This window comes from Methylobacterium sp. A52T (assembly GCF_053346095.1).
Genome location: NZ_JBKFBI010000045.1, coordinates 13,410 through 38,840, shown reverse-complemented (window position 1 = coordinate 38,840; position 25,431 = coordinate 13,410). Strand labels below are relative to the sequence as shown.

The following is a 25,431-nucleotide window of genomic DNA, read 5'->3' as shown; positions in this document are numbered from 1 at the left end:
CTGCGCGCTCCGGTAGCCCACGGCCGCCGCGACCGCCCGCGGCGGCCGCCCCTCGGCCGCCAGCGCCAGCGCCCGGATCACGCGGGCTCTCGCCCGCCAGTCGCCGAAGCTGAGACCGGTCTCCGCACGGAACCCGCGCGTGAGCGTGCGCCGGCTCGCGCCGGCACGGTCGGCCCAGGCGTCGAGATCGGCCTCCGAGGCCGGATCCTCGATCAGCGCGAGGCAGACGCGGCGCAGGCGCGGGTCGCGCGGGAGCGGCAGCGCGAGCGGCGTCGCGGGGGCCCGGCCGATCTCGTCGAGCACCAGGGCGGCGAGGTGGCCGCCGCGGCCCGCCTCTGCGTAGAGCACCGGCTCCTCCGCCAGCGCGGTGAGCGCGGCGGCGAGGAGCCGCGACATCGCGATCACCCGGCAACTCGCCGGGAAGGACCGGACCGCGGCGGGATCGAGATAGGCGGAGCACATCGCGACCGCCCCGTGGGTCGCGACCGCGTGCGGCAGAAGCGGCGGGATCCAGAGGGCGTGCCCCTCGGGAACCACCCAGGTGCCGTCCTCCGCGAACGCCATCATCAGGCCGGACGTGGCGTAGAGCAGCTGCGCGCGGGGATGGAAGTGCCGGGCGAGATGCATCCCGGCCGCGTAGGTCTTGGGCATCACCGCGACCGGGCGGGGCACGTCCTGGTAGTCAGCCGCCTCGGTCGACCGCCCCGCGGCGCCGCGCGCCTCCGTCAACATTGGCCCGTTCGCGTACATATCCGGCCCAACACCGCCATCGGGTCAGGCTATCAGGGTGCCGTCCCGGAGGATACGCCGCGATGGATTCGGACACGCTGTCCCGCCGCACCCTGCGCTTCGTCAACGTCGCGCACGCCCTCGACCATTTCGTGCTGCTGATCTACCCGACCGCGGTCATCGCCATCGCGGCCCAGACCGGGCTCGGCTACGGCGAGCTGATCGGGCTCGCCACCGGCGCCTTCGTGGCCTTCGGCCTGTGCTCGCTGCCGATGGGCTCGCTCGCCGACCGGTTCGGGCGGCGCAACATGCTGGCGGTGTTCTTCTTCGGCTACGGCCTGTCCTGCCTGGGCGTGGCGAGCGCCTCGACGCCGCTGGGCTTCGCCCTCTGGCTCTGCGTCCTCGGGCTCGCCTCGGCGATCTACCACCCGGTCGGCTCGGCCATGCTGGTGACCCATGCGCGCCGGCTCGGGCACGATCTCGGCATCAACGGCGTCTGGGGCAATCTCGGCGCGGCCTCGGCCTCCGGCCTGACCGCGCTGCTCGCCGCCACGGTCAGCTGGCGCGCGGCCTTCATCGTTCCCGGCCTCGTCTGCCTCGCCTGCGGGGCCGCCTTCGTGGCCCTGGTTCCGGGCGACGGCGACGCCGCGGGCCGGAAGGCCGGCGGCGCGGCGGTGATCCCGGTGACCCGGCCCTGGGCGCTCATGGCGATGTTCGCCCTGTCGATCTTCGCGGGCGGCCTGACCTTCAACCTGACGACGATCAGCCTGCCCAAGGTGATCGACGAGGGCGTCGGGCAGGCGCTGCCGCTGGCGCTGACCGGCTCCCTGGCCACCGGCGTCTTCCTGTTCGGCGCGCTGATGCAGCTCGCCATGGGCCGGCTGATCGACCGCTACAGCCTGCCGTCCCTGTTCGTGGCGCTCTCGGTGCTGCAGCCGCTGGGGCTCGGGATCGCGGCCGCCTCCACCGGCCTGCCGCTGCTCGCCGGGCTCGTCCTCGCCATGACGGCGATCTACGGGCAGGTGGTGATCAACGACGCGATGATCGCCCGCTACGTGCCGCCCGCCTACCGGGCCCGCGCCTACAGCGTGCGCTACTTCGTGGGCTTCACGGCGAGCGGCTTCGTGGTGCCGGCGATCGCCCTGCTGCACGACCGCGGCGGCTTCGCGCTGGTCCTCGGCGTCGCCTCCGCCTGCGGCGCGGTGATCTGGCTCGCGGCCCTGGGCTTCCTGAGGCTGACGCAGGGCGGCGCGCGGCCCGCCCTGGCCGCCGCCGAGTAGCGCGACGGTTTGCGGGTCCGGCCCGGCGCTGCTACGCGGCGCCCGTCCGACCCGCGAGTACCCCGTGACCGATCTGTCCCTCGTCATCCGGCCGGAGCGGCCGGAGGATGCCCCCGCCATCGAGCGCCTCCACGCCCGGGCCTTCGGCCCCGGCCGCTTCGCCCGCACCGCCTACCGCCTCCGCGAGGGCGCGGCCGAGCGGATCGACCTCGGCATCACAGCCTCGGTCGGCAGCTTCCTCGTCGGCTCGGTCCGGATGGGGCCGGTGCGGACCGGGGCGACGCCCTTCGTGATGCTCGGCCCCCTGGCGGTCGATCCGAGCTTCGAGGGCCGCGGCATCGGCGGCACCCTGACCCGCGCGGCGATCGAGGGGGCGCGGCGGGCGGGCGAGGGCCTGGTGATCCTCGTCGGCGACGCGCCCTACTACGCCCGCTTCGGCTTCACGCCGGTTCCGCCCGGGCGCCTGACCCTGCCGGGGCCAGTCGACCCGGCGCGCCTGCTGTGGCTGGAACTGGCCGAGGAGTTCCGTGCGGGCGTGTCGGGCCCGATCGAGGCGGTCAGGACCTGAAACGGGGCCCGACGGGCGTACCTCAGCTCTCTGACGGTGATTTCGATCCGCACCGGGCCGGTCTTCTGCACGCGCCTGAATGGCTCAGCGCAACCCACACGCAGTCGCCGTCATTGCGAGCGCAGCGAAGCGATCCAGTAACGCCACACTCACGGAGGGCGCGCTGACCCTGGGTCGCTTCGCTGCGCTCGCAATGACGGAGGGGGCCGACGGATCCGCCGAGCAGCGAACCCCTCCAGGGCCGGCGCTCGACCGTTCGAAACCCGTTCAGGCCCGCCGGAGCGCCAGCGCGGCGATCAGCCCGGCCGCGAGCAGCGCCAGCGCCACCGGCGTCGCCGAGGTCGCGGGCCACGCGGAGGCGGCGGCCGTGAACAGCGCCCCGAACGTCATCTGGGTGAAGCCGTAGAGGCTGGAGGCCGACCCGGCCGCGTGCGGGTCGACGTTCATCAGCCCCGCCACCGCGTTGGGGCTGAGCAGACCGACGCCCACCGCGTAGACGAAGAGCGGCACGATCAGGCTGACCACGCCGAGCATGCCGGTGCGGTCCACGACCAGCAGCGACAGCGCCGCCCCGATGCAGAGGAGGTTGCCGCTCCGCGCCGCCTTGCGGATCGGCACCCGGGCAGCGAGCCGGCTCGCCAGGACGGCGCCGCCGACCATGCCGAACACGACGATCAGGCAGTCGAAGCCCACCTCCTGCGACGAGCGCCCGAGCCGGTCCACGAGGAGGAACGGCGCCACCGCCAGGAACGCGTAGAGGCTGGTGCCGCCGCAGGCCCCCGCCACCAGGTAGGCCCGGAACACCGGGACCCGCACCAGCCGCAGGTAGCCGGACAGGACGGCGACGAAGCCCGGCAGCGCCACCTTGTGGCGGTTGGTCTCGGGCAGGGTGAAGACGACGAGCGCACCCAGCACGGCGACGAGGCCGGCCAGCACCACGAACACCGCGCGCCAGCCGAAGGCCTCGTTCACCACGCCGCCGATCGCCGGGGCCAGCGCGGGCGTGAGCGTCATCGCGGTGGTGAGGATCGCGAGCTTCCGGGCGGCGTCCTCGCGGGTCGAGACGTCGCGGACCATCGCCCGGCCGATCACCAGCGAACCGCAGGCGCCGAGCGATTGCAGGACGCGGGCGACGAGCAGGACGCCGATGTTCGGCGCGGGGATCGCGAGCAGCAGGCCGGCGAGGTAGAGGCCGAGTCCCCCGATCAGGATCGGGCGCCGCCCGTACCGGTCCGAGAGCGGCCCGTAGAGGAGCTGACCGCCCGCGAGCCCGATCAGGTAGACGGTGATCGTCAGCTGGGCGCCGGCGGCGTTGGTACCGAGGTCGACGGCCGCCGCCGCCAGCGCCGGCACGAAGATGTGCAGCGCCACCGTTCCGGTCATGGTCACGGCGACGAGGAGCGGCAGGGGGGCCCGGCGCTCCGGCACAGCGGGACGTCGATCAGTCAAGGGGCCCTACGCGGTTCTCGATCCGGCCGGATGCCGGGGCGCAGCCGCCTTAGAGCAAGGGCCACGCCCGGAGCCATGCTGGCGGAACGCGCCAGGCACGCGAGGGGCGGGACCGTACGCAGCCCCGCACCCGGCCGTGCCGCCTACTCCTTCGGCAGCGGCTGCGGGGTCGGCAGCGGCGCGTTCAGATCCTTGGTCGGGCCGCCGACCTCCAGATCCTTCGCCCGCTCGACGGCCTCGGGATTGGCCTTCGCGGCCGGCTCCTTGGCGGCCGGCGCCGTCGGCGCGGTCGGCTCGGCGGGGATCAGGCTCGAGGGCTGGCCCTGCTGGTCGCTGTCGTGGGCGCTGGCCGGGGGAGCCGGCGCGTTGCGGTCGCTCGACTCGCCGGTCGTCCGCGGGCTGCCGGGCGACTTCGCCTCGACCGGCTTCGCGGTGCCGGTATCGGCGGGCTTGGCCGGGCTGTCCTTACCCTCGGACGCCTTGTTGGCGGCGGGCTTGTCGGCGGCGGGCTTGTCCTCGGGCTTGGCCGCGGCGGGCGCGGCCGCCGGCGCGGCGTCGCTCTTCTCGACGGCCGGCAGCGGCTTCGGCGATTCGGCGAGCGTCCGCAGGTAGGCGATGACGTTGGCCCGCTCCTGCGGCGCGGCGATGCCCGCGTAGGCCATCTTGGTGCCCTTCACGTAGGCCTTCGGGTTCGTCAGGAACTCGTCGAGGTCGGCGTAGGTCCAGGTGCCGCCCTTCTCCTTCATGGCCGCCGAGTAGTCGAAGCCCGCATGCGCGCCCTTCGGCCGCTCGACGATGCCGTACAGGTCGGGGCCGACCTTGTTCGGGCCGCCCTTCTCGAAGCTGTGGCAGGCGTGGCAGGCCTTGGTGCCGGCCGAACCCTTCTCGACACTGGCGCTGGCGAGGCGGACGGCGATCGGCTCGACCTTGGCCTCGGGCGCCGCCGCGGCGGTCTCGGGCTGCGGCTCGGGCAGGTCGTAGCCGGCATTGCCCGCCGGCTTCGGGTGGTAGATCAATTCGGCGACGAAACCCGATCCGGCCGCGAACAGAAGGGCGCCGAGGACCGCACCCAGGACCTTGTTCACCTCGAACGAGTTCATGCTCTTCTCGCAACTCGGCCGTGCCGAACGCGCGCCTGACACGGGCGAGCGGGCTCGGACACCGGACATTGGAAGATTTCGAGGTTGCCTTAGCGGTTCCGGGCGGCTCCTGACAATGCCGCAGGGGCGTTCCGCGTCGCTCCGGCGCAGGATTGTTCCACCGAATTGTCCAGCTTGTCACCAGGTGGCACCTTTTCTCCACCGCGGTGCGACCCGCTTCCGCCGGCCCGTTCCCGGGGGACGACAACCGGGGGCCGGCCTGTTAAGCAGCCGGCCGCCTCCCGTCGCGGCCGCTCGATCCGCGCATCCGGATCCGAATCTCGATGTCCGACCCCCTGGTCCTGATCCCGGCGCGCCTCGCCGCGACCCGCCTGCCGAACAAGCCGCTGGCCGACATCGCCGGCGAGGCCATGATCGTCCATGTCTGGCGCCGGGCCGTCGAGGCCGGGATCGGCCCGGTGGTGGTCGCCACCGACACGGCGGAGATCGCCCGCACGGTCGAGGCCGCGGGGGGCCTCGCGGTGATGACCCGGGCCGACCACCCGTCGGGCTCCGATCGCCTCGCCGAGGCCCTGGAGATCGTCGATCCGGAGGGCCGCCACGACGTGGTCGTCAACGTGCAGGGCGACCTGCCGACCATCGACCCGGCGATCATCGGCGCCTCCGTCGCGCCGCTCGCCGACCGCACCGTCGACATCGTCACCCTCTGCGCGCCGATCACCGATCCGCACGAGGCCGACAACCCCAACGTGGTCAAGCTCGTCGGCCACGCGGTCGGTCCCGGGCGCCTGCGCGCCCTCTACTTCACCCGCGCCCGCGCGCCCTGGGGCGATGGGCCACTCTGGCACCATATCGGCCTGTACGCCTACCGGCGCACGGCGCTCAGCCGGTTCGTGGCCCTGCCGCCCGGCGAGCTGGAGGTGCGGGAGAAGCTGGAGCAGCTGCGGGCCCTCGAGGCCGGCATGCGCATCGATGCCGCCATCGTCGACGACCTGCCGCTCGGCGTCGACACCCCCGCCGACCTGGAACGGGCCCGCGCCCTGCTGCAGGGCCGGCGCCTGAACTGACCGACGAACGAATCCGCGCCGCCATGACCGACCGCACCATCGCCTACCAGGGTGAGCCCGGGGCCAACTCGCACATCATCTGCGCGGAGGCCTATCCGGACTGGACGCCGCTGCCCTGCCCGACCTTCGAGGACGCCTTCGCGGCGGTGACGGAGGGGCGCGCGCAGCGGGCGATGATCCCGATCGAGAACTCGATCGCGGGCCGCGTCGCCGACATCCACCACCTGATCCCGATCTCGCCGCTGCACATCGTGGCCGAGCACTTCCTGCCGATCCACTTCCAGCTGATGGTCCTGCCGGGCACGAAGCTCGAGGCGCTGAAGAGCGTCCACAGCCACGTCCACGCGCTGGGCCAGTGCCGCCGCATCATCCGCCGGCTGGGCCTGAAGGCCGTGGTCGCCGGCGACACCGCCGGGGCGGCCCGCGAGATCGCCGAGATCGGCGACCCGAGCCGGGCGGCCCTGGCGCCCGCCCTCGCCGCCGAGGTCTACGGCCTCGACATCCTCGAGCGCGACGTCGAGGACGAGGCGCACAACACCACCCGGTTCGTGGTGTTCTCCCCCGAGCCCGAGCCGGTCGCCCAGGGCGCCGAGCCCTGCGTGACGAGCTTCGTGTTCCGCGTCCGCAACATCCCGGCCGCCCTCTACAAGGCGCTCGGCGGCTTCGCGACCAACGGCGTCAACATGTCGAAGCTCGAGAGCTACATGGTCGACGGCGAGTTCACCGCCACGCAGTTCTACGCCGAGGTCGACGGCCATCCGGAGGATACGGGCCTCCGCCGCGCGCTGGACGAGCTCGGCTTCTTCTCGCGCGAGCTGCGGGTGATCGGCACCTACCCGGCCCACCCGTTCCGCGAGGCGGCGCGGCCGCCGGCGGAGTGAGCCTCACTCCCGCCGCAGGATGCGGTCGGCGGCCAGATCCGACCAGAAGCCCGGCCGGAAATCCCGCTTGAGCGCCTCGGGATCGTAGACGGTCTCGACCCAGGTCAGGAAGTCGAGACCCTTCGCCTCGCCCTCGACGCGGTAGCGGGCGAAGAACGCGTCGAGGATCCCGGTCTTGGCGAAGCGGAGATGGCCGTAGCGGGCGGAGAGCTGCCGGGCGGCCTCGGCCACCGGGCGGCCCTCGTGCAGGATCAGGTACAGGGCCGAGGCGAGGCCGGCCCGGTCGGCGCCGGACTTGCAGTGCATCACGGCCGGGTACTCGATGCCGGCGAAGAACGCCCTGGCGCCGAGGATGGTGGCCCGGTCCGGCGCCTCCCGCGAGCGGAGCACGAACTCGACGAGCTTGAGCCCGTGGCGCTCGCAGGCCTCGCGCTGCAGCGGCCAGGACCCGTGCTCGCGCCCGCCGCGCAGGGAGATGATCGTCCGGACCCCTTCGGCCCGGAAGCGGGCGAGCTGGTGGGGACCGGGCTGGGCCGAGCGCCAGAGGGCGCCGGACCCGACCCGGTGCCGGTTGAGGTAGGCGAGGCGGAACACGCCGTGGTCCATCAGCAGCATGCTGGCCCAGGCCCACAGCCGGTCGCCGGGGCCGGCGATCGGCCGCTCGAAGCGGGCGATCCGGGCCATGCGGCGCGCGTAGCGCGTCTCGGGCTTGAGGAAGCGGTTGAACAAGGCCGGGCTGCCGAGGGAACGAGCCCGGGCTCTACCAGCCACCCGGCGGCCCGGCAATTCGCGGACCCGGGGCGGCCCGGCACCCGACCGGCGCGCGGTCGACCACACACCGACGCGATCCGGCGCCATTCTTGCCTTCACTCCGCCCGGATCGGCATCGAACCTGCGCGGACCGCGCGAGTTATCCGCCGGTCGGACGATGGGAGACCCGAGGCCCATGAGCACGCGCACCACGAGCATCCGCCGGGCCCGCGAGGCCGACCTCGGCGGCTTGTCCAAGGTGTTCGATGCGTCGTGGCGCGAGGCCTATCGCGGCATCATCCCGGGCGTCGCCCTGGAGCGGCTGATCTCGACCCGGGACCGGGCTTGGTGGCGTGGCGCCCTGCGCCGCGGCCGGCCGATCGCGGTGGTCGAGACGGGCGAACTCGTCGTCGGCTACGCGGCCTACGGGCGGACGCGCAGCCGGTCGCTCGGCACCGAGGCGGAGATCGACGAACTCTACCTGCTGCCGGAGTACCAGGGCGTCGGCCTGGGCCGGCGCCTGTTCCGGGCGGTGCGCAACGACCTCGCGGATCACGGCCTCGCGCGGCTCGGCGTGTGGAGCCTGGAGGACAACGCCCGCGCCAGCGCCTTCTACGAGGGGCTCGGCGGCGTCGCCGGCCCGCGGGTGCTGGACCGCGTGGCCGGCCTCCCGCTCCCGAAGGTCGGATTTCTCTTCGGCTAACGTTTTCCAGCGCTCGTTGCCGGGCCGTACCATCGACTGATTTGCTTTGCCAGGCGGCGCCTCTAAGAGATCCGGGAAGCGGACGAGACCGCATTCCGGAAGCGACAGGCCATGAAGATCGACGCCATCCCGCTCGGCAAGAAGCCGCCGCACGACGTCAACGTGATCGTCGAGGTGCCGCTGGGCGGCGAGCCGATCAAGTACGAGATGGACAAGGAATCCGGCGCGCTGGTCGTCGACCGGTTCCTGTACACGCCGATGTTCTACCCGGGCAATTACGGCTTCATCCCCCACACCCTGTCGGGCGACGGCGATCCCTGCGACGTGCTGGTGGCCAACACCCGCGCGGTTCTGCCGGGCGCGATCATCAGCGCGCGTCCCGTGGGCGTGATGGTGATGCAGGACGAGGGCGGCGAGGACGAGAAGATCATCGCGGTGCCCTCCCGCCACCTGACCAAGCGCTACGACCGGGTCGAGAACTACACCGACCTGCCCGACATCACGATCCAGCAGATCCAGCACTTCTTCGAGCACTACAAGGATCTGGAGCCCGGCAAGTGGGTCAAGTTCGTCCGCTGGGGCGACAAGGAGGAGGCCCACCGGCTGATCGAGGAAGCGATCGAGCGCGGCAAGGCCAAGAAGTAAGGGCGTCCCGGCCGCTCCTCCGGGGAGCGGCCCGTATACCCGTCAGCCGTCGATGCGGCGCAGCCCGGCCCGGTAGCGCCGGGCATTCTCCACGTAGCGCAGGGCGGCCTGCCGCAGACCCTCGATCGCGGCCTCGTCGAGGGTGCGCACGGCCTTGGCCGGCGCCCCGACGATCAGGCTGTGATCCGGGAATTCCTTGCCCTCGGTGACCAGCGCGTTGGCGCCGACGAGGCAGCCGCGCCCGATCCGGGCCCCGTTCAGAACCGTCGCCCCCATGCCGACGAGGCTCCCGTCCCCGATGGTGCAGCCGTGCACGATCGCGCCGTGCCCGATCGTGACGTCGGCCCCGATCACGAGGGGGAAGCCGGGATCGACGTGCATGATCACGCCTTCCTGGACGTTGGTGCGGTCGCCGATGCGGATCGGCTCGTTGTCGCCGCGCAGGGCCGCGCCGAACCAGATGCCGACATCGAGGCCGAGATGCACCCGGCCGATCACCTGCGCGTCGGGCGCGACCCAGACCCGGGCCGGGTCGGCGAGGTCGGGGACGTGCTCGTCGAGGGCGTAGAGCGGCATGGCGGCCTTTCACGGAAGAGCGGTGGTATCGGCGGCGCGGCGCGGCCGGGATCGCGACAGATGACGCGCGGCACGTGTCGCGGGAATGGTACGGCGCGTCCAGGCTGCCAATGCTAGGCTGGCTCCGCAAGCGGTCGCGACCCGGATCGGAGACAGAGATGGCACGGCTCCCGGCCCTGATCGGTCTGACGCTTCTCCTGCTGACGCAGGGGGCCGGAGCCGCGGACCTGCGGGGGCCGGCGGCGCCGGGCCGGTTCCGGGCGACGTGCGAGGATCTCGGGACCTTCTGCTTCGCCGACGCCTGCGGCGGCGATCAGATCGCGGCGGCCGAGGGCTGCCGGGCGCGCTGCCCGAGCGCGTCGATCGTCGAGGTCGTCCCGGCCGCCTGCCCGCTGCCGGACGGTCGGGCCGTGCCGATCCTCCGGCGCCGGGGCTGAGAATCGGCCGCGGTCGATGGCCGGGAGAAATATCGGACGTCCGCGGCAACGAAACGCGGAACGCGGCATTGACCGTTTCGAACAAGCGAACAACGGGGACGCGGACAGATGCTCGCGAACGCGCGCGATGCCCGCCGGCGCACGAAGCTGACCAGCGATCTGCGTCCGCATGAAGCGGGCGTGAACGCCGATCCCGTCCTGTACGGCGTGGCCGCGGGTCTAACGGCCCTGTTCCCGCCCGTGATGCTGCGCTCGGAGGCCTCGCCCGAGACGCACCGCGCCTCCGAGGCCTCTCGGGCGCCGGGCACGACCGGCACCCGCTGAGTCGGAGACCGGTCGGCGCGGGCTCCCCTCAGGCCGTGAGCCGGACGAGGAGGAGGAGGGTCGCCAGGAGCGGCGCCGCCGCGGCGAGCCAGAGGGCGCCCGGATGGAAGCCCTCGGGCCCCGAGAAACGCGCGGTCCGCGTCACCGCGGGACGCAGGGGATCCCCGCGTCCGATCCCGATCCCGACTGGCATCCGCGCACTCCTCGATACCGGAGGAGTGAGCGCCGACGCCCCTCAAGGACGTCTGAATCGGCGATCGTCGTCGTTCGGCGTGGTGAACCGGCCCTTAAAGGGCCCGGTCGAACTTCAGCTCGCCGTTCGGGCTCTTCAGAACGAGCTGCGAGCCGACCATGTCCCACGCCGCCGAAGTGCGCAGGGCGATGAAGAACGCCTGCTCGGCGGCCGCGAGGCCCTTGTCGCAGCTCTTCTTGGTGAGCGCGAGCGGGCCGACGGCGATGTGCTGCTCCTTGAGCGGGAAGGCGGTGGCCGCGAAGGTGTTGCAGCCGCCGTAGCCGCGGGCGCGGTACTGCTTGTCGATGATGAAGCTCGGCCGATCGCCGCCCGTGAACGGCTTGCCGTTCAGGCTCACGGCGGTCCAGGTCGAGTCCAGCGGGAACATCTTCTCGCTGGCCTTGGTCCCCGGCACGTACTGGGGCTTCTTCTCCTCCTCGCCGCCCGGCCGGCGGTTGCCCCGGCCGAAGCCCGTGGGCGAGCCGCCCATCTGCGCCTGCGCCTGCGTCGCCGCGGTCAGGTCCATGGCCAGCACGGCACAGGCCAAGCTCGCGATCAGCACCCCTCTCATCGTCCAGTCCCCATGTCGCGCGCGCCGCGCGCAGGTCATCCCGGTCCGGAAGCGCCGCGCGGGCCGCGCGGTCCGGCCCCTCGCGAGGGCCGCTCCGAATCCTTGCGCCTTGCCGGATGCGACAGGATTTCAGCACAATTATGGTCGCGCTCGGCCGAAGACCGCCCGGAAACGATCCGGGACCGCGATCGTTGTTGATCAGTGCGAAGCAGGAGGATCACCTTGGCAGGATCGGACGAGGGCGCGCAGAGCGGGACCCGGGCGCTCGCCATGACCCCGGCGCAGTCGCGGGCGGCCCGCGGGCTGCTCGGCTGGTCGGAGGCCGATCTCGCCGGCAAGGTCGGCCTGGACGAGCGATTCGTGCGGGATTTCGAGGGCGGCTACAGCGACGCGCCAAGCGGCCAGGTCGAGGCCCTGCGCAGCGCCCTCAGCGCCGCCGGCGCGGTCTTCCGTGACGCGCCGACGCCGGGCGTCCACCTGGCGGCCGGACGCGGCGTCGACGAGGGCACCCGCGCCGACGCGCTCACCACCGAGAACGACCGCTGACACCCGCCGGCCTGCCCGAACGCGCCGCTCATGGCGCGTTCATGCGCCGCGCCTGACAACCCGGGACGCCACAACCCGCGCACCGTCCGTGGAGCGTCCCGTGATCGATCCCGTCAGCAGCCCGTCGCGGTGCGACCGGCGCTTCCTCTTGGCCGTCGAGCTCTCGGCTCTCGACCTCTCGGCCTCCGACCGGATCGGAGGCCGCTGATGCGCGCCGACGCCTTCCTCGCCGCCGCCGACGCGCTGCCGGTGGCGAGCCTCGACGCCCTCCTGGGGAGCCGGGGGCTCGTGGTCGTCGCGCCCCATCCCGACGACGAGAGCCTCGGATGCGGCGGGCTGATCGCCGCCGCCCGGGCGTCGGGACGGCCCGTGCACCTCGTCGTGGTCAGCGACGGCTGCGGGTCGCACACCCATTCCCGTCTCTACCCGCCTGAGAAACTGCGCGCCCTGCGCGAGGCGGAGACCCGGCGGGCCGTGGCGGTCCTCGGCCTCGGGCCCGAGGCCGTCACCTTCCTGCGCCTCCCGGACGCGCACGTCCCGAGCGACGGTCCCGAGGCCGAGGCCGCCGCGTCCGCGGTAGCCCGCGCGGCCGCGGGCATCGGGGCCGGCGCGGTCTTCGTCACGTGGCGCCACGATCCCCACTGCGACCACAAGGCGGCCGCGGCGATCGTCGCCCTCGCGCGGCCGCGGATGCCGGGGGTGCGCGTCTACGAGTACCCCGTCTGGGGCTGGACCCTGCCGCCCGAGACGGAGGTCGGGCCGAGCCCCGCCGGCCTGCGCCTCGACGTCTCCGCCTATCGCGAGACCAAGGCGCGCGCGGTCGCCGCCCACGAATCGCAGACCACCGACCTGATCGCGGACGATCCCCAGGGCTTCCGGCTCGAGCCCGCCATGATCGACCGGCTCTGCGGCCCCTACGAGCGCTTCGTCGCGGTCCCCGCATGAGCCGCCGGACGCAGACCCTGCCGGAAGACTACTTCCTCGGCATGTACGCCAGCGACCCGGATCCCTGGCGCTTCACCTCGTCATCCTACGAGCGCGACAAGTACGCGGCGACGCTGGCGGCCCTGCCGCGGACGCGCTACCGGGCCGCGTTCGAGCCGGCCTGCTCCATCGGCGTCTTCACCCACGCCCTGTCCGAGCGCTGCGAGCGTCTCCTCGCCACGGATCTGGTCCCGGCCGCCCTCGAGGACGCCCGGGCGCGCTGCGCGGATCGCCCCCACGTCGAGATCCGGCTGGGCACGATGCCGGCGGACTGGCCCGAGGAGCGGTTCGACCTGATCGTGCTCTCCGAGTTCCTGTACTTCCTGGCCCCGGAGGATTTCGCCGCGCTCGTGCGCCGGGCCGGCGCGACGATCGTGCCCGGCGGCGACATCGTGCTGGTGCACTGGCTGGGCGAGACCGACTACCCGCTCTCGGGTGACGGCGCCGCCGAGGGCTTCATCCGGCTGTCGGCGCCCTTCGCCCAGGTCCTGAGCCAAGCGCGGACGGACAAGTACCGCATCGACGTCCTGCGCGCCGGAACCGCACCGTGAGCGTCGCGGTCATCACCCTCAACAAGGGCCGGCGCGCGCACCTGACCCGCCTGCTCGAAGGCCTCGGCCGCGGCGACCCGCCCGACCGCTGCGTCGTCGTCGAGATCGGGGACGACGCGGCGCCCTACCCGGCCCTGCCCTTCCCGGTGGAGCGCGTCCCGTTCCCGCGTGCCGGCCTGCCGCTCGCCGCGGCGCGCAATGCGGGGCGCCGGGCCGCCCACGCCGACACGCTGATCTTCCTCGACGTGGACTGCATCCCCTCGGCGGGGCTCGTCGCGGGCCTGTCGCGGGCGGTGGCCGAGCGGGACGGCCTGATCTGCTGCGAGATCGGCTACCTGCCGGCCGGCGCGGTCGCGGACGGGTGGCGCGAGCCCGATCTGGCGCGTCTCGGCGCGCCGCACCCGGTGCGGGCCTTCCCGCCCGCCGGCACGGTGGCGCCGGCGCCGCAGCCCGGCCTGTTCTGGTCCCTCGCCTTCGCGGTGCGGGCCGCGACCTACGACCGCCTCGGCGGCTTCGACGAGACCTTCTCGGGCTACGGCGCGGAGGACACTGACCTCGCCTTCCGGGCCGAGCGGGCCGGCGTGCCGATCCTGTTCCTCGGCGGCCCCCGGGCCTACCACCAGCATCATCCGGGCTACGACCCGCCGCTGCAGCATTTCCGCGACATCGTCGCCAACGCGGCGCGCTTCCACGACCGGCACGGGATCTGGCCGATGGACGGCTGGCTCGACGGGTTCGCCCGGCTCGGGCTGATCGCGGCGGACCGGTCCACCGGGATCGTGGTTCACCGGGACCCGACCCCGGACGAGATGGAAGCGGCGCGGCTGCCGGACGATCGGCCGTTCTGAGACTGCAGCTCCTCCGGCGCGCACCGTCTTTGCGAGCGTAGCGAAGCAATCCAGGGGAGCGCCCGATTTCCGTATGTGGCGGTTCCCTGGATTGCTTCGCTGCGCTCGCAGAGACAGGAGCCCGAAGACGAAGGGCGGAGCCCGGCTCCGCCCTTCGCGTGTAGCTCCTCAGCCCTTCATGGCGTTGGCCTTCTCGATCAGCGCCTCGGCCATGCGGATCGAGGCGATGTCGATGAGGCGGCCGTCCAGGGACACGGCGCCGCGGCCGGCCTTGGCGGCCTCTTCCATGGCCTCGAGGATGCGCCGGGCCTTGTTGACCTCGGCCTCGGAGGGGGTGAACACCTCGTTGGCGAGCTCGATCTGGCTCGGGTGGATCGCCCACTTGCCCTCGAAGCCGAGGGCGGCGCAGCGGCGGGCCGCCGAGCGGTAGCCGTCCGGATCCGAGAAGTCGCCGAACGGTCCGTCGATCGGGCGCAGGCCGTAGGCGCGGCAGGCGACCAGCATGCGGTTCTGGGCGAACAGCCACGGGTCCTGCCAGTGGGTCTGGCGGCTGCCGGACTCGTCCTTGTCGGTGAGCACCGAGAAGTCGGGGTTCACGCCGCCGATGACGGTGGAGCGGGCGCGGGTCGAGGCGGCGTAGTCGGCGACGCCGAAGGACATCGCCTCCAGACGCTTCGACGACTGGGCGATCGCCTCGACGTTGGCCATGCCGAGGGCCGTCTCGATCAGGACCTCGAAGCCGATCTGCTTCTCGCGCTTCTTGGCCTGCTCGATCTGGGTGACCAGCACGTCGATGGCGTAGACGTCGGCCGGCACGCCGACCTTGGGGATCAGCACCATGTCGAGCCGCGGGCAGGCTTCGACGATGTCGACCACGTCGCGGTACATGTAGTGGGTGTCGAGACCGTTGATGCGGATCATCATGGTCTTGTTGCCCCAATCCAGGTCGTTCAGCGCCTGGATGATGTTGGTGCGGGCCTTCTCCTTGTCGTCCGGGGCGACCGCGTCCTCGAGATCGAGGAAGATCACGTCCGCCGCCGAAGAAGCCGACTTCTCCATGAAGGTCGGGTTGGAGCCGGGCACGGCGAGTTCGGAGCGGTGCAGGCGCGGCTTGGCCTGCTGGATCAGGGTGAAGCTCATCTTGGGTTCTCTCTCCTGGTGACGGTTCTGATGCCGTTGCGGGATGCGGTCCCGTTCATCGGCGGCAAATGGCGCGCGCGAGGGTCGCTGACAGGGCGCGGGGGCGTTTCAGCCTGCTTCACCTGATCGGTTTGAAGCGCGGGTCCCCTCTCCCGTGCGGGAGAGGGACAGGGTGAGGGGTGCGACCTTTCCGGAATGACCTGATCCCTCACCCCAACCCTCTCCCGAACGGGAGAGGGAGTCCGTTGCGTCCTTCCTCACCCCGTCGCCCCGAAGCCGACCGCGATGCAGTTGATGGACAGGAGCAGGGCCGACTTCACCGCCTCGCGCCGGTCCTCGTCGGTCTCCGCGCGGTAGCGGGCGAGCAGTTCGACCTGCTCGCGGCTGACCTGGTTGATCGTCGGGAGCCGGCCCTTCAGGCGGTCCCGGAACAGGGGGAAGCGCTCGGCCAGCTCCGTGCCGCCGCTCACCCGCAGCACCATCTCGCGGGTGAGCGCGTACTCGGCCTCGATCATCGAGAAGATCCGGTCCCGGACGCCCGCGTCCTGGACGAGGCCCGCGTAGGCGCGGGCGATGTCGAGATCGACCATCATCAGCGTCTTCTCGACCTCGTCGAGGACGAGGCGGAGGATGCGGGACTCGTTGAACAGCCGCTTGAGGGTCGCCTCGCCGTCGCGGCCGCGCACGTCGATGAAGCTCGCGAGGCCCGAGCCGACGCCGTACCAGCCGGTGATCACGTGCCGGTTCTGCGACCACGCGAACACCCAGGGGATCGCGCGGAGGTCCGAGAGCGAGCGCGCGCCGAAGCGGCGGGCCGGACGCGAGCCGATGTTGAGAAGGGAGATCTCGTCCAGCGGGCTCGCCGCCTGGAAGTAATCGACCAGGCCGTCGGTCTGGAGCAGCTGGACATAGGCCGCCCGCGAGGCGCCGGCGAGCGCTTCGAGGGCGTCGTCGTGGCCGGGGCCCGCCCGCTCGCCGTCGCCGGCGAGCGCGTGCTCGAACACCGAGGCCGCCAGCAGCTCCATCTGGTAGGCGGCCGTGCCGCGGTTGGCGTACTTGAACGAGACGACCTCGCCCTGCTCGGTGGTCCGGAAGCGGCCGCGGATCGAGCCCGGCGGCTGGGCCATGATGCCCTTCTGGGTCGGCACGCCGCCGCGGCTCACCGAGCCGCCGCGCCCGTGGAAGAAGGCGATCCCGACGCCGAGCTCCTCGCCGAGGCGGGTCAGCTTGCTCTGCGCCTTGTAGAGCTCCCAGTTGGCGGCGACGAAGCCGCCGTCCTTGTTGGAGTCGGAGTAGCCGATCATCACCTCCTGCACGCCGCCCTGCCAGCGGGTGGAGCGGCGCACCACCGGCGTACTGAGCAGCGCCCGCATGATCGCCGGGGCGGCGCGCAGGTCGTCGATGGTCTCGAACAGGGGCACGATCGGCAGGGGGCAGATCTCCGTGCCGGCGGAGTCGAGGAACACCCCCGCCTCCTTGGCCAGCAGGTAGGCGCCGAGCACGTCCTCCACCGAGCGGGTCATCGAGAGCACGAAGGCGCCGAACGCCTCGCGGTCGAGGGCCTCGCGCATCTCGGCGACGAGGGCGAAGGTGGCGAGCGTCTCGCGGGCGGCGTCGGGCAGATCCTCGAAGGACCGCTCGGGATCGCGCGGCCGGGCGAGTTCCGTGTCGAGCCACTGGCGCCACGCGGCCGAGCCGAGGGCCGGCGGCTCGCCCTCGCCGTTGCGCTGCCGCCAGAGGGCGTGGAGCGTGTCGGTGGTCCGGGTGGTGTTCTCGCGCAGGTCGAGGCGGACCGTCGAGAAGCGGAAGATCTCGACCATGCGCCGGACCGGGCGCACGAGGTCCCGCGCCAGTGCCCCGCACTTGGCCTCGGTCAGGCCGCGCTCCAGGGTGCGCAGGTCCTCGATCAGCCCGTCCGCGCTCGCGTAGTCGGGGCCGGACGGGTGCTCGCCCTCGTTGCGGGCGATCGTCGCCTCGATCTTGCGCAGCACGCAGGAGAGGTACTGGCGATAGGGCTCGCCCGGGTTGCGCCGGGTGATGGCGCGGGCCTGGCCGCTCTCGGCGAGATTCCGGTCGAGCTCCGCGCGGAAGCTCTCGGGCAGCGGCAGCGAGCGCTCGGTGAGCGAGAGGGTCCGCCCCAGCTCGCGGACGCCGTCGCGGTAGCGCGTGAGCGAGGCGAGCGCGTTGCGGTGCAGGGTCTGCCGGGTGACCGCCGCCGTGACGTAGGGGTTGCCGTCCCGGTCGCCGCCGATCCAGGAGCCGAACTGGAAGAACGGCGGCACCCTGAACTCCGTGCCCGGATAGGTCTCGGCCAGCGCCTCGTGCAGGGTCTCCAGGGTCTCGGGCAGCATCTCGAAGAGGGTCTCGTCGAAGAAGTGCAGCCCCCAGGCCACCTCCCGCTCGACGGTCGCCTTCTCCAGGTGCAGCTCGCCCGTCATCCAGACCAGCTCGATCTGGTCGCGCAGCGCGTTCATGAGCCCGTTGCGCTCACGGTCGGTCCAGCGCGGCATCTCCAGCTCGCGCAGGACGAGGTAGATCCGGCGGAACTTCTCCAGCACCGTCACCCGCTTGCCCTCGGTCGGGTGGGCGGTGAGCGTCGGGCGGATGCGCAGGTCGCTGAGCAGCGCCTGGATCTTCTCGGGCGGCACCCCCTGCTTGCGGGCATCCGAGAACACCTTGGCGAAGGAGCCGCCGAGCGCGGCCCGCCCCTCCGTGCGCTCCACGTGCCGGCGGCGGCGCATCGCGGCGTTCTGCTCGGCGATGGAGATCAGCTGGAACCAGATGCCCTGCACCTGCAGCGCGCGCGCCAGCATCTGCGGCGAGAAGCGCGAGATGTCGGCCGTCCCGTGCAGGACCGCCTCGAGGTCGGGGTCGTGCCGGCGGGCGACGTCGAGCAGCGCCTGGAACAGGATGTCCAGCGCCTGCTCCGACGACGTGCCGACGATCACCGGCGGCGCGAAGGCCGTGGCATCGACGAGACCGGGGGTTGCGTGAAGGGTGCGGGTCATGGAGCCACCTCGTGGCGCACGGTCTTTCTCGAGGATGTTCAGCGCGACGCGCCGTCACCTCCGGGAGGGCGACGCGCGTCGGCCGGTGCCCAGCGCGACGCGCGCCCGCTCCCGCTCGGGAGAGAGGACCCGCGCCGCGTTCCGGGACGTAGGGCGGACCGGCTGCGCTACGCGGCCCGGGCCAGCACGTCGGCCACCGTCTGCCCGAAGGAGCCCGGATCCGGCGCCACCGTCAGCCCGTAGGAGCGCATGATCTCGGCCTTCTCGGCGGCGCTGTCGCCGGCCGCCGAGATGATCGCGCCGGCATGGCCCATGCGGCGCCCCTTCGGGGCGGTCAGCCCGGCCACGAAGCCGATCACCGGCTTCGACATGTTCTCGCGGATCCAGGCCGAGGCCTCGGCCTCCTGCGGGCCGCCGATCTCGCCGATCATCAGGACCGCGTCGGTGTCCGGGTCGGTCTCGAACAGGGCGAGGTGGTCGAGGAAGGACGAGCCGTTGATCGGGTCGCCGCCGATGCCCACCGAGGTCGAGATGCCGAGCCCCAGTTCCTTGAGCTGCGAGGCGGCCTCGTAGCCCAGCGTCCCGGAGCGGGAGATCACCCCGACATTGCCCGGGAGGTAGATGTGGCCGGGCATGATGCCGAGCATCGCCTTGCCGGGCGAGATGATGCCGGCGCAGTTCGGGCCGACCACCATGGTCCGCTTCTCTTTGGGGTAGCGGTACAAGTAGCGCTTCACCCGCATCATGTCCTGGGCGGGGATGCCGTCGGTGATCGAGCAGACCAGCCGCAGGCCGGCATCGGCCGCCTCCATGATGGCGTCCGCCGCGAAGGGGGGCGCCACGAAGGTGATCGACGTGGTGGCGCCGGTCGCCGCGACCGCCTCCTTGACGGTGTTGAACACCGGCAGGCCGAGATGGGTGCGCCCGCCCTTGCCCGGTGTGACGCCGCCGACGACGTTCGTGCCGTAATCCAGCATCTCCTTGGCGTGGAAGGTGCCCTTGTCGCCCGTGATGCCCTGGACGATGATCGGGGTGGTCTCGTCGATGAGGATGCTCATGGCGCGGTCTCCCCTCTCAGTGCTGCGTCTTGGCGGCGGCGCAGGCGTCGACCGCCTTCTTGGCCGCCTCAGCCAGCGTGTCGGCGGTGATGAGGTCGAGGCCGCTCTCGGCCAGGATCTTCTTGCCGGCCTCGACGTTCGTGCCGGCCAGCCGCACCACCAGCGGCACGTCGATCTTCACCTCGCGGGCGGCCTGGACGACGCCCTCGGCGACCCAGTCGCAGCGGTTGATGCCGGCGAAGATGTTGACCAGGATCGCCTTCACGTTGCGGTCCGAGAGCACGAGCCGGAAGGCCGTGGCCACCCGCTCGGGGGACGCACCGCCGCCGACATCCAGGAAGTTCGCCGGCTCGCCGCCCGCGTGCTTGATCATGTCCATGGTGGCCATGGCTAGCCCGGCGCCGTTGACGATGCAGCCGATCTCGCCCTCAAGGCCGATGTAGCTGAGGTTGTGCTCGGCGGCCTGGGCCTCGCGGGGATCGCCCTGCGAGGGGTCGTGCATGTCGGCGATGCCCGGCCGGCGGAACATCGCGTTGTCGTCGAAGCTCATCTTGGCGTCGAGCGCCAGCACCCGGTCGTCCTTGGTGACGACCAGCGGGTTGATCTCCAGCATGGTGCCGTCGCAGTCGCGGAACGCCCGGTAGGCGTTCATGATCGTCTTCACCGCGGCCGAGACCTGCTTGATGTTGAGCCCGAGCTGGAAGGCGATCTCCCGCGCCTGGAACTGCTGCAGGCCGACCGCCGGCTCGACCACCACCTGGATGAGGGAGTCCGGCTCCTTGGCGGCGATCTCCTCGATGTCCATGCCGCCGCGCTGGCTGGCGATGACGCGCACGCGCTCGGCCTTCCGGTCCAGCACGTAGCCGAGATAGAGCTCGCGCTCGAACGGGTCGGCGGTCTCGACGTAGACGCGCTGCACCGGCTTGCCCTCGGGGCCGGTCTGGTGCGTGACGAGGCGCTTGCCGAGGAGATCCTTCGCGGCGTCGCGGACCTCGTTGTAGGTCCGGCACAGCTTGATGCCGCCGGCCTTGCCGCGGGCGCCGGCGTGGATCTGCGCCTTCACGGCCCAGAACGAGCCGCCGAGCTCGGTGGCCGCGTAGACCGCCTGATCCGGGCTGAAGGCGATCGCGCCTTTCGGGACAGCCACGCCGAAGCTCGCGAGCAGCTCCTTGGCCTGATACTCGTGGACGTCCATTCGGCGCCTCCTCCGCGGTTCGTTGCCGCCGTTGACGCCCTCTACTTTAGTTGAGTCGAAAGATTACGCCCGTCAAATTTTTTAAGCTCCTGATTGACCGCGACTTTTTCGCGGTCGCAACACAGATCGTATTTCATATTGCAATGCAGCATACAGGAAAACAGCGAGGCCGGGCACACGATGCACCCGGCCTCGACTGTTGAATCGCTACAAAGTTCGTCGGAACGCTTCGTTCGACGCGCCCGCTCCGTCATCACGAGCGCAGCGAAGTGACCCAGGGCAGCGCGACCTCTGAGATCGTGGCGCCGACTGGATTGCTTCGCTTGCGCTCGCAAAGACGGCAGCGTCGACGGGGCCGACCGGACACGCTGTGAAGCGTTGCGCTGACCCCAGTCGCCGGTTCAGTTCACCTTGTCCTTGACGACCGCGTAGACCTTCTCGGTGAGCGCGCCGGCCTCGCCGAGCAGATCCTCCAGCTCCTTCAGCCGCTCCTCGGCGAACGCGCGGTCCTCGAGACCCTTGGCGTTCACGTAGACGTTCAGCGCCGCGCTGCGCAGGCCGGCATAGGCGGAGAGCACCGCCACGCCGGCATCCGACACGACGTTGAGGTTGCCCTTGTCGGCGGTGATGGCCGCGAGGTCGATCACCGCGCGGCAGGCCCGGCAGCAGGCGAGCGGCACGTCGCAGGCGGTCTTGAGCGCCGCCTGGATCTTCTCGGCGCGGGCCGCCTTCTCGTCGTCGGTGGCCTTGGGCAGGCCGTAGGCGCCCATGACGGCGTCGAAGGCCTGGACGTCCTCGCCGATCATGCCGGTGAGCACGACCCGCAGGCCCTCGGACTTGGCGAGGACCTCCTTCAGCTCGGCCTCGACCTCGACGTACTTCTTCTTGCCGATGGTGAGGTTGCAGACCATCGACACCAGGGCCGCGCCCATGGCGCCGGAGATCGCCGCCGCGCCGCCGCCCCCGGGGGTGGGGGCAGCGCTCGCCAGCTCCGTCAGGAATTTCTCGATGCTGTCGGTCTCGGGGCGATGCGTCTCGGTCACCGGCGCCTCCTCAGGCCATCGACTTGGCGAGGGCGTAGATCTCCTCGGCGTCGAGCACCTTGTCGGTGCTCTCGAAGAGCTGGCCGACGCAGGCGCGGTGCAGCTTGAGCTTCAGGCCGCCGATGCCCAGCGCCCCGAAGGCCTGCTTGCCGTTGCGCTCCTTGCCCTTGTCCATCACGTCGATGCCGCCGATGCCCGTCGGGGGCTGGGCGTTGTAGTCGGCGACGAACTCGATCGACGATTCCTGCGCCCAGGCGGCTTCCGGCAGCAGTTCGACGCCGATGGCGCCGGCCGTGAACACGAGGTTCGTGCCCTTGACCAGGGCGACACGCGAGGCCTCGTCGGGGGTCGCGGCGGCCTTCACGTTAACCTTGAAGCGCGTGTTGATCTGGTCCGCGGCGGCCTGGGTCTTGTCGAGGGCGCGGCCCGCGATGGTGACCTCGGCGCCCTCGCCGGCGAGCAGAGCGGCCGAGCGCATGCCGACCGGGCCGGTGCCCGCCAGCACGACGGCCTTCTTGCCCTGGAGCGAGCCCGCGGCCTTGGCCACCAGCGCCACGCCCGCCGCGGCGGTCGTGTTGGACCCGTTGGAGTCGAGCATCACCGAGACCCGGAACGGGCCGAAGAACCGCTTCTTGACAGCAGTGAACAGCGCCTCGCCGGCCGCCATGCTGCCGCCGCCGACGAAGATCGCCGTCGACTTCTTCTCGGAGCCGCCGCGGGTGTAGATCGTGCCGTCGACCAGGGCGCCGACATTGTCGGGATTCACGCCGCCGTAGCCGGTGATGTGGTCGGCGCCGCCGTCGTAGCCGACGACCGTGTCGAACACGTTCGGCACGGCATCGGTGTCGAACAGGAACAGCAGCTTCTTCGTCACGATTCGGACCTCTCTGTCGCGCCCCGCGGCGCTCTCACCTTGTTCTCGAAGGGCGGTCGCACCGGGCGACCCATCCGCGCCACCGCGCGCCCGCGCTCTCGGCCGGCCGATCCGGCGCGGCGCGCCCCCTCCCCCGACCGGGAGCGAGGGCCCGTCGCGCCTACTCGACCACGTTCTGCGGCTTGCCCGCCACGAAGGCCTCGACGTTGTCGACGAGCTGGTCGGCCAGGATCTGCATCGCCTCCTTGCTCGCCCAGGCGACGTGCGGCGTGACGATCAGGTTCGGCAGGTCGGCGTCGCACAGGATGTTGCCGTCCTTGGGCGGCTCCTGCGCGACCACGTCGAACCCGGCGCCCGCGATGGTGCCGTCCTTGAGCGCCTCGAGCAGCGCCGCCTCGTCCACGAGCCCGCCGCGGGCCGTGTTGATGAGGATGGCGCTCTTCTTCATCTTCTTGAGCTCGGCGGCGCCGATCATCCCCTTGGTGTCGGGGGTCAGCGGCACGTGCAGCGTGATCACGTCGGACTGCGTCAGGATCGTCTCGAAATCGACCAGCCCGTCCTGCGGGAACACGTCGTAGGCGATGACCTTCATGCCCAGCGCCTCGGCGCGCTTGGCGATCGACTTGCCCAGCGCCCCGTAGCCGACGATGCCGAGCGTCGAGCCGGCGATGTCGTAGATCGGGTAGTCGAAGTAGCAGAACTGCTTGGACTTCGCCCAGTCGCCGCGCCGCACCGAGTTGGCGTAGGGCACGATCGCCCGGCGCAGGGCGAACATCAGCCCGACCACGTGCTCCGGCACGGTGTTGAACGCGTAGTTGCGGATGTTGACGACCGTGACCCCCTGGGCCTTGGCCTGGGCCTTGTCGACCACGTCGGTGCCGGTGGCGGCGACCGCGATCAGCTTCAGGTCGGGGAGCTGCTTCAGCGTCTCGGCCCGCATCGGGACCTTGTTGATCAGCGCGATCTCCGCGCCCTGGAGGCGGGAGACAATCTCCTCCGGCGTCCAGGTCGACTCGTGCTCGACGTATTCGTGGGGGAAATTGAACGGTCGGACCCTGGCATCGAGGGATTCACGATCCAGGAACACGATCTTCTTGGTCATAGGACCCCTCTCGTACGACGGGCGGTTTCCTCGATAGTCTTGTTCTTACTTGCGCGTCGGGGCGGGCCCGGCAACCCGGTCCCGCCCCGATCGCGGGCGCAGATCACGCCTTATGCAGCGGATTCTCGCGCAGGTAGCTGGAGGCGGCGGCGACGCCCGAGCCCGGCGTGACCTTGATGCCGCAATCGAGCATGGCCATCTCGGCGCCCGCGATGGCACCCAGCAGCGACAGCTCGTTCAGGTCGCCCAGGTGGCCGATGCGGAACACCTTGCCGGCGACTTTCGACAGGCCGGCGCCGAGCGAGAGGTTGTAGCGCTCGTAGGCGTGGACGATCACCTTGGCGGCGTCGGCGCCCTCCGGAACCACGATCGCCGTGACCGTATCGGAGTTCCACTTCGGCTCCTTGGCGCAGGGCTTGAGACCCCAGGCCGCGACCGCCTGGCGGGTCGCCTCACCGAGCACGTGATGGCGGTGGTAGACGTTCTCCAGCCCCTCCTCCTTCACGATCGCCAGGGCCTCGCGGAGGCCGTAGAGCAGCGGCAGGACGGGGGTGTAGGGGAAGTAGCCGGTGGCGTTGGCGGCCAGCTGGTCCTTCCAGGCGAAGTAGGCGTGGCCGAGCCGGTCGTTGCGGCCGGTGCCGCCCTCGGCGATCTTGAGCGCCTTCGGGCTGATGCAGATCAAGCCGAGGCCGGCCGGCAGCATGAAGCCCTTCTGCGAGCCCGCGATGGCGCAGTCGACGCCCCACTCGTCCATGTAGAACGGTAGCGAGCCGATCGACGAGATGCCGTCCACGAACAGCAGGGCCGGGTGGCCGGCGGCGTCGATCGCCTTGCGCACCGCGCCGATGTCGCTGGTGACGCCGGTGGCGGTCTCGTTGTGGACGACCATCACGGCCTTGATGGCGTGATCCTTGTCGGCGCGCAGCGCCTCCTCGATCTTCTGCGGATCGGCGCCGGCGCCCCACTCCTCGTCCTGGACGATGACGTCGAGGCCGAGGCGCTGGGCCATGTCGACCCAGAGGTGGCTGAACTGGCCGTAGCGGGCGGTGAGCACCTTGTCGCCGCGGCAGAGGGTGTTGGACAGGGCCGATTCCCAGATGCCGGTGCCCGAGGACGGGAACAGGATGACCGTCCCGTTGGTCGAGCCGAACACCATCTTGGAGTCCTGCAGGAGCGGCTTCACCAGCTCGGGGAAGCTCGGCGAGCGGTGATCCTCCGACGGCACGTGCATGGCGCGCAGGACGCGCTCCGGGATGTTGGTGGGGCCCGGGATGAAGAGGTGGTTGCGACCGGGGCGCCGGGTTGCGGCCATGATGTTTCCTCCGAAAAGTCCATTGCGCGCGGGTGTGAACCCGCGCCGGGTTGTCCAAGCGTCCTCAGGGAGTCGGTCCGGCGCCGTCGAGAGCGGCTCGCGCCGCACCCCCTCGAACGCCATCCTCTGCCGTGATCGGGGGGTCTCCGCGGAGCGGCAGGCGGCCTCACGCCGCTCGCGTCGCGGCGCGCCCCCGCGCGCCGGTCGCCTCCGAATTGCCGTCCCGTCCAACGGCTCCAGGGCCGTCCTCGCCGCCTTCCTGTCAAGGTCCGGCCGTGCTCGTGCCGAGCGGCCGGTTCTTGGTATTATGAGGCGGTGAAGCTCGAAAGGAAAACCGGAAAAACTTCCGGAACTTGCCAAAAAAATTTTTTGTGCGACGCAACGAAGTCGCGCTCCGATTGAGAGGCTTCGCGGCACCGCACACCGAAGTCTTTCCGCCCCGTCGGAACCCGCGTCAT

27 protein-coding genes are annotated in these 25,431 nt (G+C 71.5%); 12 read left to right on the top strand and 15 right to left on the bottom strand.

The window, feature by feature from the left end; genetic code table 11:
- A partial coding sequence (locus tag ACLBYE_RS13460) for a helix-turn-helix domain-containing protein (protein WP_447694567.1) occupies positions 1-732 on the bottom strand: 732 nt, incomplete at its 3' end.
- 80 nt (positions 733-812) lie between these two features.
- On the opposite strand from ACLBYE_RS13460, the gene ACLBYE_RS13455 reads away from it, so the two are divergent.
- Entirely contained in the window at positions 813-2,009 is a 1,197-nt protein-coding gene (locus ACLBYE_RS13455) for an MFS transporter (protein WP_447694566.1), read from the top strand.
- Between the two features lie 64 nt (positions 2,010-2,073).
- Positions 2,074-2,577, top strand: coding sequence for a GNAT family N-acetyltransferase (locus ACLBYE_RS13450; RefSeq protein WP_100251390.1), 504 nt, complete (start codon positions 2,074-2,076; stop codon positions 2,575-2,577).
- A 267-nt stretch (positions 2,578-2,844) separates the two neighbouring features.
- Here ACLBYE_RS13450 and ACLBYE_RS13445 read toward each other — a convergent pair whose 3' ends face one another.
- Positions 2,845-4,005 carry a multidrug effflux MFS transporter gene (locus ACLBYE_RS13445; RefSeq protein ID WP_447681697.1) on the bottom strand — a complete coding sequence of 387 codons (1,161 nt, stop codon included), beginning with the start codon at positions 4,003-4,005 and terminating at the stop codon, positions 2,845-2,847.
- Positions 4,006-4,169: 164 nt separating this feature from the next.
- The gene (locus ACLBYE_RS13440; RefSeq protein WP_447694565.1) at positions 4,170-5,126 is read right to left on the bottom strand and encodes a c-type cytochrome; all 957 of its coding nucleotides are present in this window, start codon (positions 5,124-5,126) and stop codon (positions 4,170-4,172) included.
- Positions 5,127-5,449: 323 nt separating this feature from the next.
- Here ACLBYE_RS13440 and ACLBYE_RS13435 point away from each other — a divergent pair, with 323 nt between their 5' ends.
- Both ACLBYE_RS13435 and ACLBYE_RS13430 read left to right on the top strand, forming a co-directional pair.
- Positions 5,450-6,193 (top strand): 3-deoxy-manno-octulosonate cytidylyltransferase, encoded by a 744-nt coding sequence (locus tag ACLBYE_RS13435; RefSeq protein WP_020092638.1) that lies wholly within the window; start codon positions 5,450-5,452, stop codon positions 6,191-6,193.
- A 23-nt stretch (positions 6,194-6,216) separates the two neighbouring features.
- Positions 6,217-7,074 (top strand): prephenate dehydratase, encoded by an 858-nt coding sequence (locus tag ACLBYE_RS13430; protein ID WP_091976771.1) that lies wholly within the window; start codon positions 6,217-6,219, stop codon positions 7,072-7,074.
- Between the two features lie 3 nt (positions 7,075-7,077).
- Here ACLBYE_RS13430 and ACLBYE_RS13425 read toward each other — a convergent pair whose 3' ends face one another.
- Positions 7,078-7,803, bottom strand: coding sequence for a tyrosine-protein phosphatase (locus ACLBYE_RS13425; RefSeq protein ID WP_447694564.1), 726 nt, complete (start codon positions 7,801-7,803; stop codon positions 7,078-7,080).
- A gap of 217 nt (positions 7,804-8,020) precedes the next feature.
- Here ACLBYE_RS13425 and ACLBYE_RS13420 point away from each other — a divergent pair, with 217 nt between their 5' ends.
- Both ACLBYE_RS13420 and ppa read left to right on the top strand, forming a co-directional pair.
- Complete coding sequence (locus ACLBYE_RS13420) at positions 8,021-8,527, top strand: GNAT family N-acetyltransferase (protein ID WP_056525909.1); 507 nt, start codon at positions 8,021-8,023, stop codon at positions 8,525-8,527.
- Between the two features lie 111 nt (positions 8,528-8,638).
- The gene (gene ppa / locus ACLBYE_RS13415) at positions 8,639-9,172 is read left to right on the top strand and encodes an inorganic diphosphatase (RefSeq protein ID WP_020092642.1); all 534 of its coding nucleotides are present in this window, start codon (positions 8,639-8,641) and stop codon (positions 9,170-9,172) included.
- A gap of 42 nt (positions 9,173-9,214) precedes the next feature.
- Here ppa and ACLBYE_RS13410 read toward each other — a convergent pair whose 3' ends face one another.
- Entirely contained in the window at positions 9,215-9,748 is a 534-nt protein-coding gene (locus ACLBYE_RS13410) for a gamma carbonic anhydrase family protein (RefSeq protein ID WP_447694563.1), read from the bottom strand.
- A 158-nt stretch (positions 9,749-9,906) separates the two neighbouring features.
- On the opposite strand from ACLBYE_RS13410, the gene ACLBYE_RS13405 reads away from it, so the two are divergent.
- Together ACLBYE_RS13405 and ACLBYE_RS13400 are read left to right on the top strand one after the other, a co-directional pair.
- Entirely contained in the window at positions 9,907-10,185 is a 279-nt protein-coding gene (locus ACLBYE_RS13405; protein ID WP_447694562.1) for a hypothetical protein, read from the top strand.
- A gap of 108 nt (positions 10,186-10,293) precedes the next feature.
- Complete coding sequence (locus tag ACLBYE_RS13400) at positions 10,294-10,509, top strand: hypothetical protein (protein ID WP_447694561.1); 216 nt, start codon at positions 10,294-10,296, stop codon at positions 10,507-10,509.
- Positions 10,510-10,537: 28 nt separating this feature from the next.
- Here ACLBYE_RS13400 and ACLBYE_RS13395 read toward each other — a convergent pair whose 3' ends face one another.
- Together ACLBYE_RS13395 and ACLBYE_RS13390 are read right to left on the bottom strand one after the other, a co-directional pair.
- Entirely contained in the window at positions 10,538-10,702 is a 165-nt protein-coding gene (locus ACLBYE_RS13395) for a hypothetical protein (RefSeq protein ID WP_447694560.1), read from the bottom strand.
- Between the two features lie 94 nt (positions 10,703-10,796).
- A complete protein-coding gene (locus tag ACLBYE_RS13390) occupies positions 10,797-11,312 on the bottom strand; it encodes an META domain-containing protein (RefSeq protein ID WP_056525903.1) in 516 nt (171 codons plus the stop codon).
- A gap of 222 nt (positions 11,313-11,534) precedes the next feature.
- Here ACLBYE_RS13390 and ACLBYE_RS13385 point away from each other — a divergent pair, with 222 nt between their 5' ends.
- The 4 genes from ACLBYE_RS13385 (at position 11,535) to ACLBYE_RS13370 (ending at position 14,241) form a co-directional block, all read left to right on the top strand.
- Positions 11,535-11,858 (top strand): XRE family transcriptional regulator, encoded by a 324-nt coding sequence (locus tag ACLBYE_RS13385; RefSeq protein WP_020092648.1) that lies wholly within the window; start codon positions 11,535-11,537, stop codon positions 11,856-11,858.
- Between the two features lie 207 nt (positions 11,859-12,065).
- Entirely contained in the window at positions 12,066-12,803 is a 738-nt protein-coding gene (locus tag ACLBYE_RS13380; protein WP_447694559.1) for a PIG-L deacetylase family protein, read from the top strand.
- On the top strand, positions 12,800-13,393 hold the full coding sequence (locus ACLBYE_RS13375; RefSeq protein ID WP_447694558.1) for an SAM-dependent methyltransferase: 594 nt from the start codon (positions 12,800-12,802) through the stop codon (positions 13,391-13,393). The genes ACLBYE_RS13380 and ACLBYE_RS13375 overlap by 4 nt, the downstream gene beginning before the upstream one ends.
- Complete coding sequence (locus tag ACLBYE_RS13370) at positions 13,390-14,241, top strand: glycosyltransferase family 2 protein (protein WP_447694557.1); 852 nt, start codon at positions 13,390-13,392, stop codon at positions 14,239-14,241. The genes ACLBYE_RS13375 and ACLBYE_RS13370 overlap by 4 nt, the downstream gene beginning before the upstream one ends.
- A 168-nt stretch (positions 14,242-14,409) precedes the next feature.
- Here ACLBYE_RS13370 and ACLBYE_RS13365 read toward each other — a convergent pair whose 3' ends face one another.
- The 8 genes from ACLBYE_RS13365 to ACLBYE_RS13330 all read right to left on the bottom strand — a co-directional run bounded on the left by ACLBYE_RS13365 (position 14,410) and on the right by ACLBYE_RS13330 (position 24,973).
- Positions 14,410-15,381 (bottom strand): HpcH/HpaI aldolase/citrate lyase family protein, encoded by a 972-nt coding sequence (locus tag ACLBYE_RS13365; protein ID WP_447694556.1) that lies wholly within the window; start codon positions 15,379-15,381, stop codon positions 14,410-14,412.
- 257 nt (positions 15,382-15,638) lie between these two features.
- Positions 15,639-18,389 carry a phosphoenolpyruvate carboxylase gene (locus ACLBYE_RS13360; RefSeq protein WP_447694555.1) on the bottom strand — a complete coding sequence of 917 codons (2,751 nt, stop codon included), beginning with the start codon at positions 18,387-18,389 and terminating at the stop codon, positions 15,639-15,641.
- A 167-nt stretch (positions 18,390-18,556) separates the two neighbouring features.
- Entirely contained in the window at positions 18,557-19,447 is an 891-nt protein-coding gene (sucD, locus tag ACLBYE_RS13355) for a succinate--CoA ligase subunit alpha (RefSeq protein ID WP_010687110.1), read from the bottom strand.
- Positions 19,448-19,463: 16 nt separating this feature from the next.
- On the bottom strand, positions 19,464-20,642 hold the full coding sequence (locus ACLBYE_RS13350; protein WP_447694554.1) for a malate--CoA ligase subunit beta: 1,179 nt from the start codon (positions 20,640-20,642) through the stop codon (positions 19,464-19,466).
- A gap of 401 nt (positions 20,643-21,043) precedes the next feature.
- Complete coding sequence (gene fchA, locus ACLBYE_RS13345) at positions 21,044-21,685, bottom strand: methenyltetrahydrofolate cyclohydrolase (protein WP_100251382.1); 642 nt, start codon at positions 21,683-21,685, stop codon at positions 21,044-21,046.
- A gap of 10 nt (positions 21,686-21,695) precedes the next feature.
- A complete protein-coding gene (locus ACLBYE_RS13340) occupies positions 21,696-22,559 on the bottom strand; it encodes an NADP-dependent methylenetetrahydromethanopterin/methylenetetrahydrofolate dehydrogenase (protein WP_447694553.1) in 864 nt (287 codons plus the stop codon).
- A gap of 160 nt (positions 22,560-22,719) precedes the next feature.
- Entirely contained in the window at positions 22,720-23,661 is a 942-nt protein-coding gene (locus ACLBYE_RS13335) for a D-2-hydroxyacid dehydrogenase (RefSeq protein ID WP_447694552.1), read from the bottom strand.
- Positions 23,662-23,764: 103 nt separating this feature from the next.
- Positions 23,765-24,973 carry an aminotransferase class V-fold PLP-dependent enzyme gene (locus ACLBYE_RS13330; protein ID WP_447694551.1) on the bottom strand — a complete coding sequence of 403 codons (1,209 nt, stop codon included), beginning with the start codon at positions 24,971-24,973 and terminating at the stop codon, positions 23,765-23,767.
- Between the last annotated feature and the right edge of the window lie 458 nt (positions 24,974-25,431).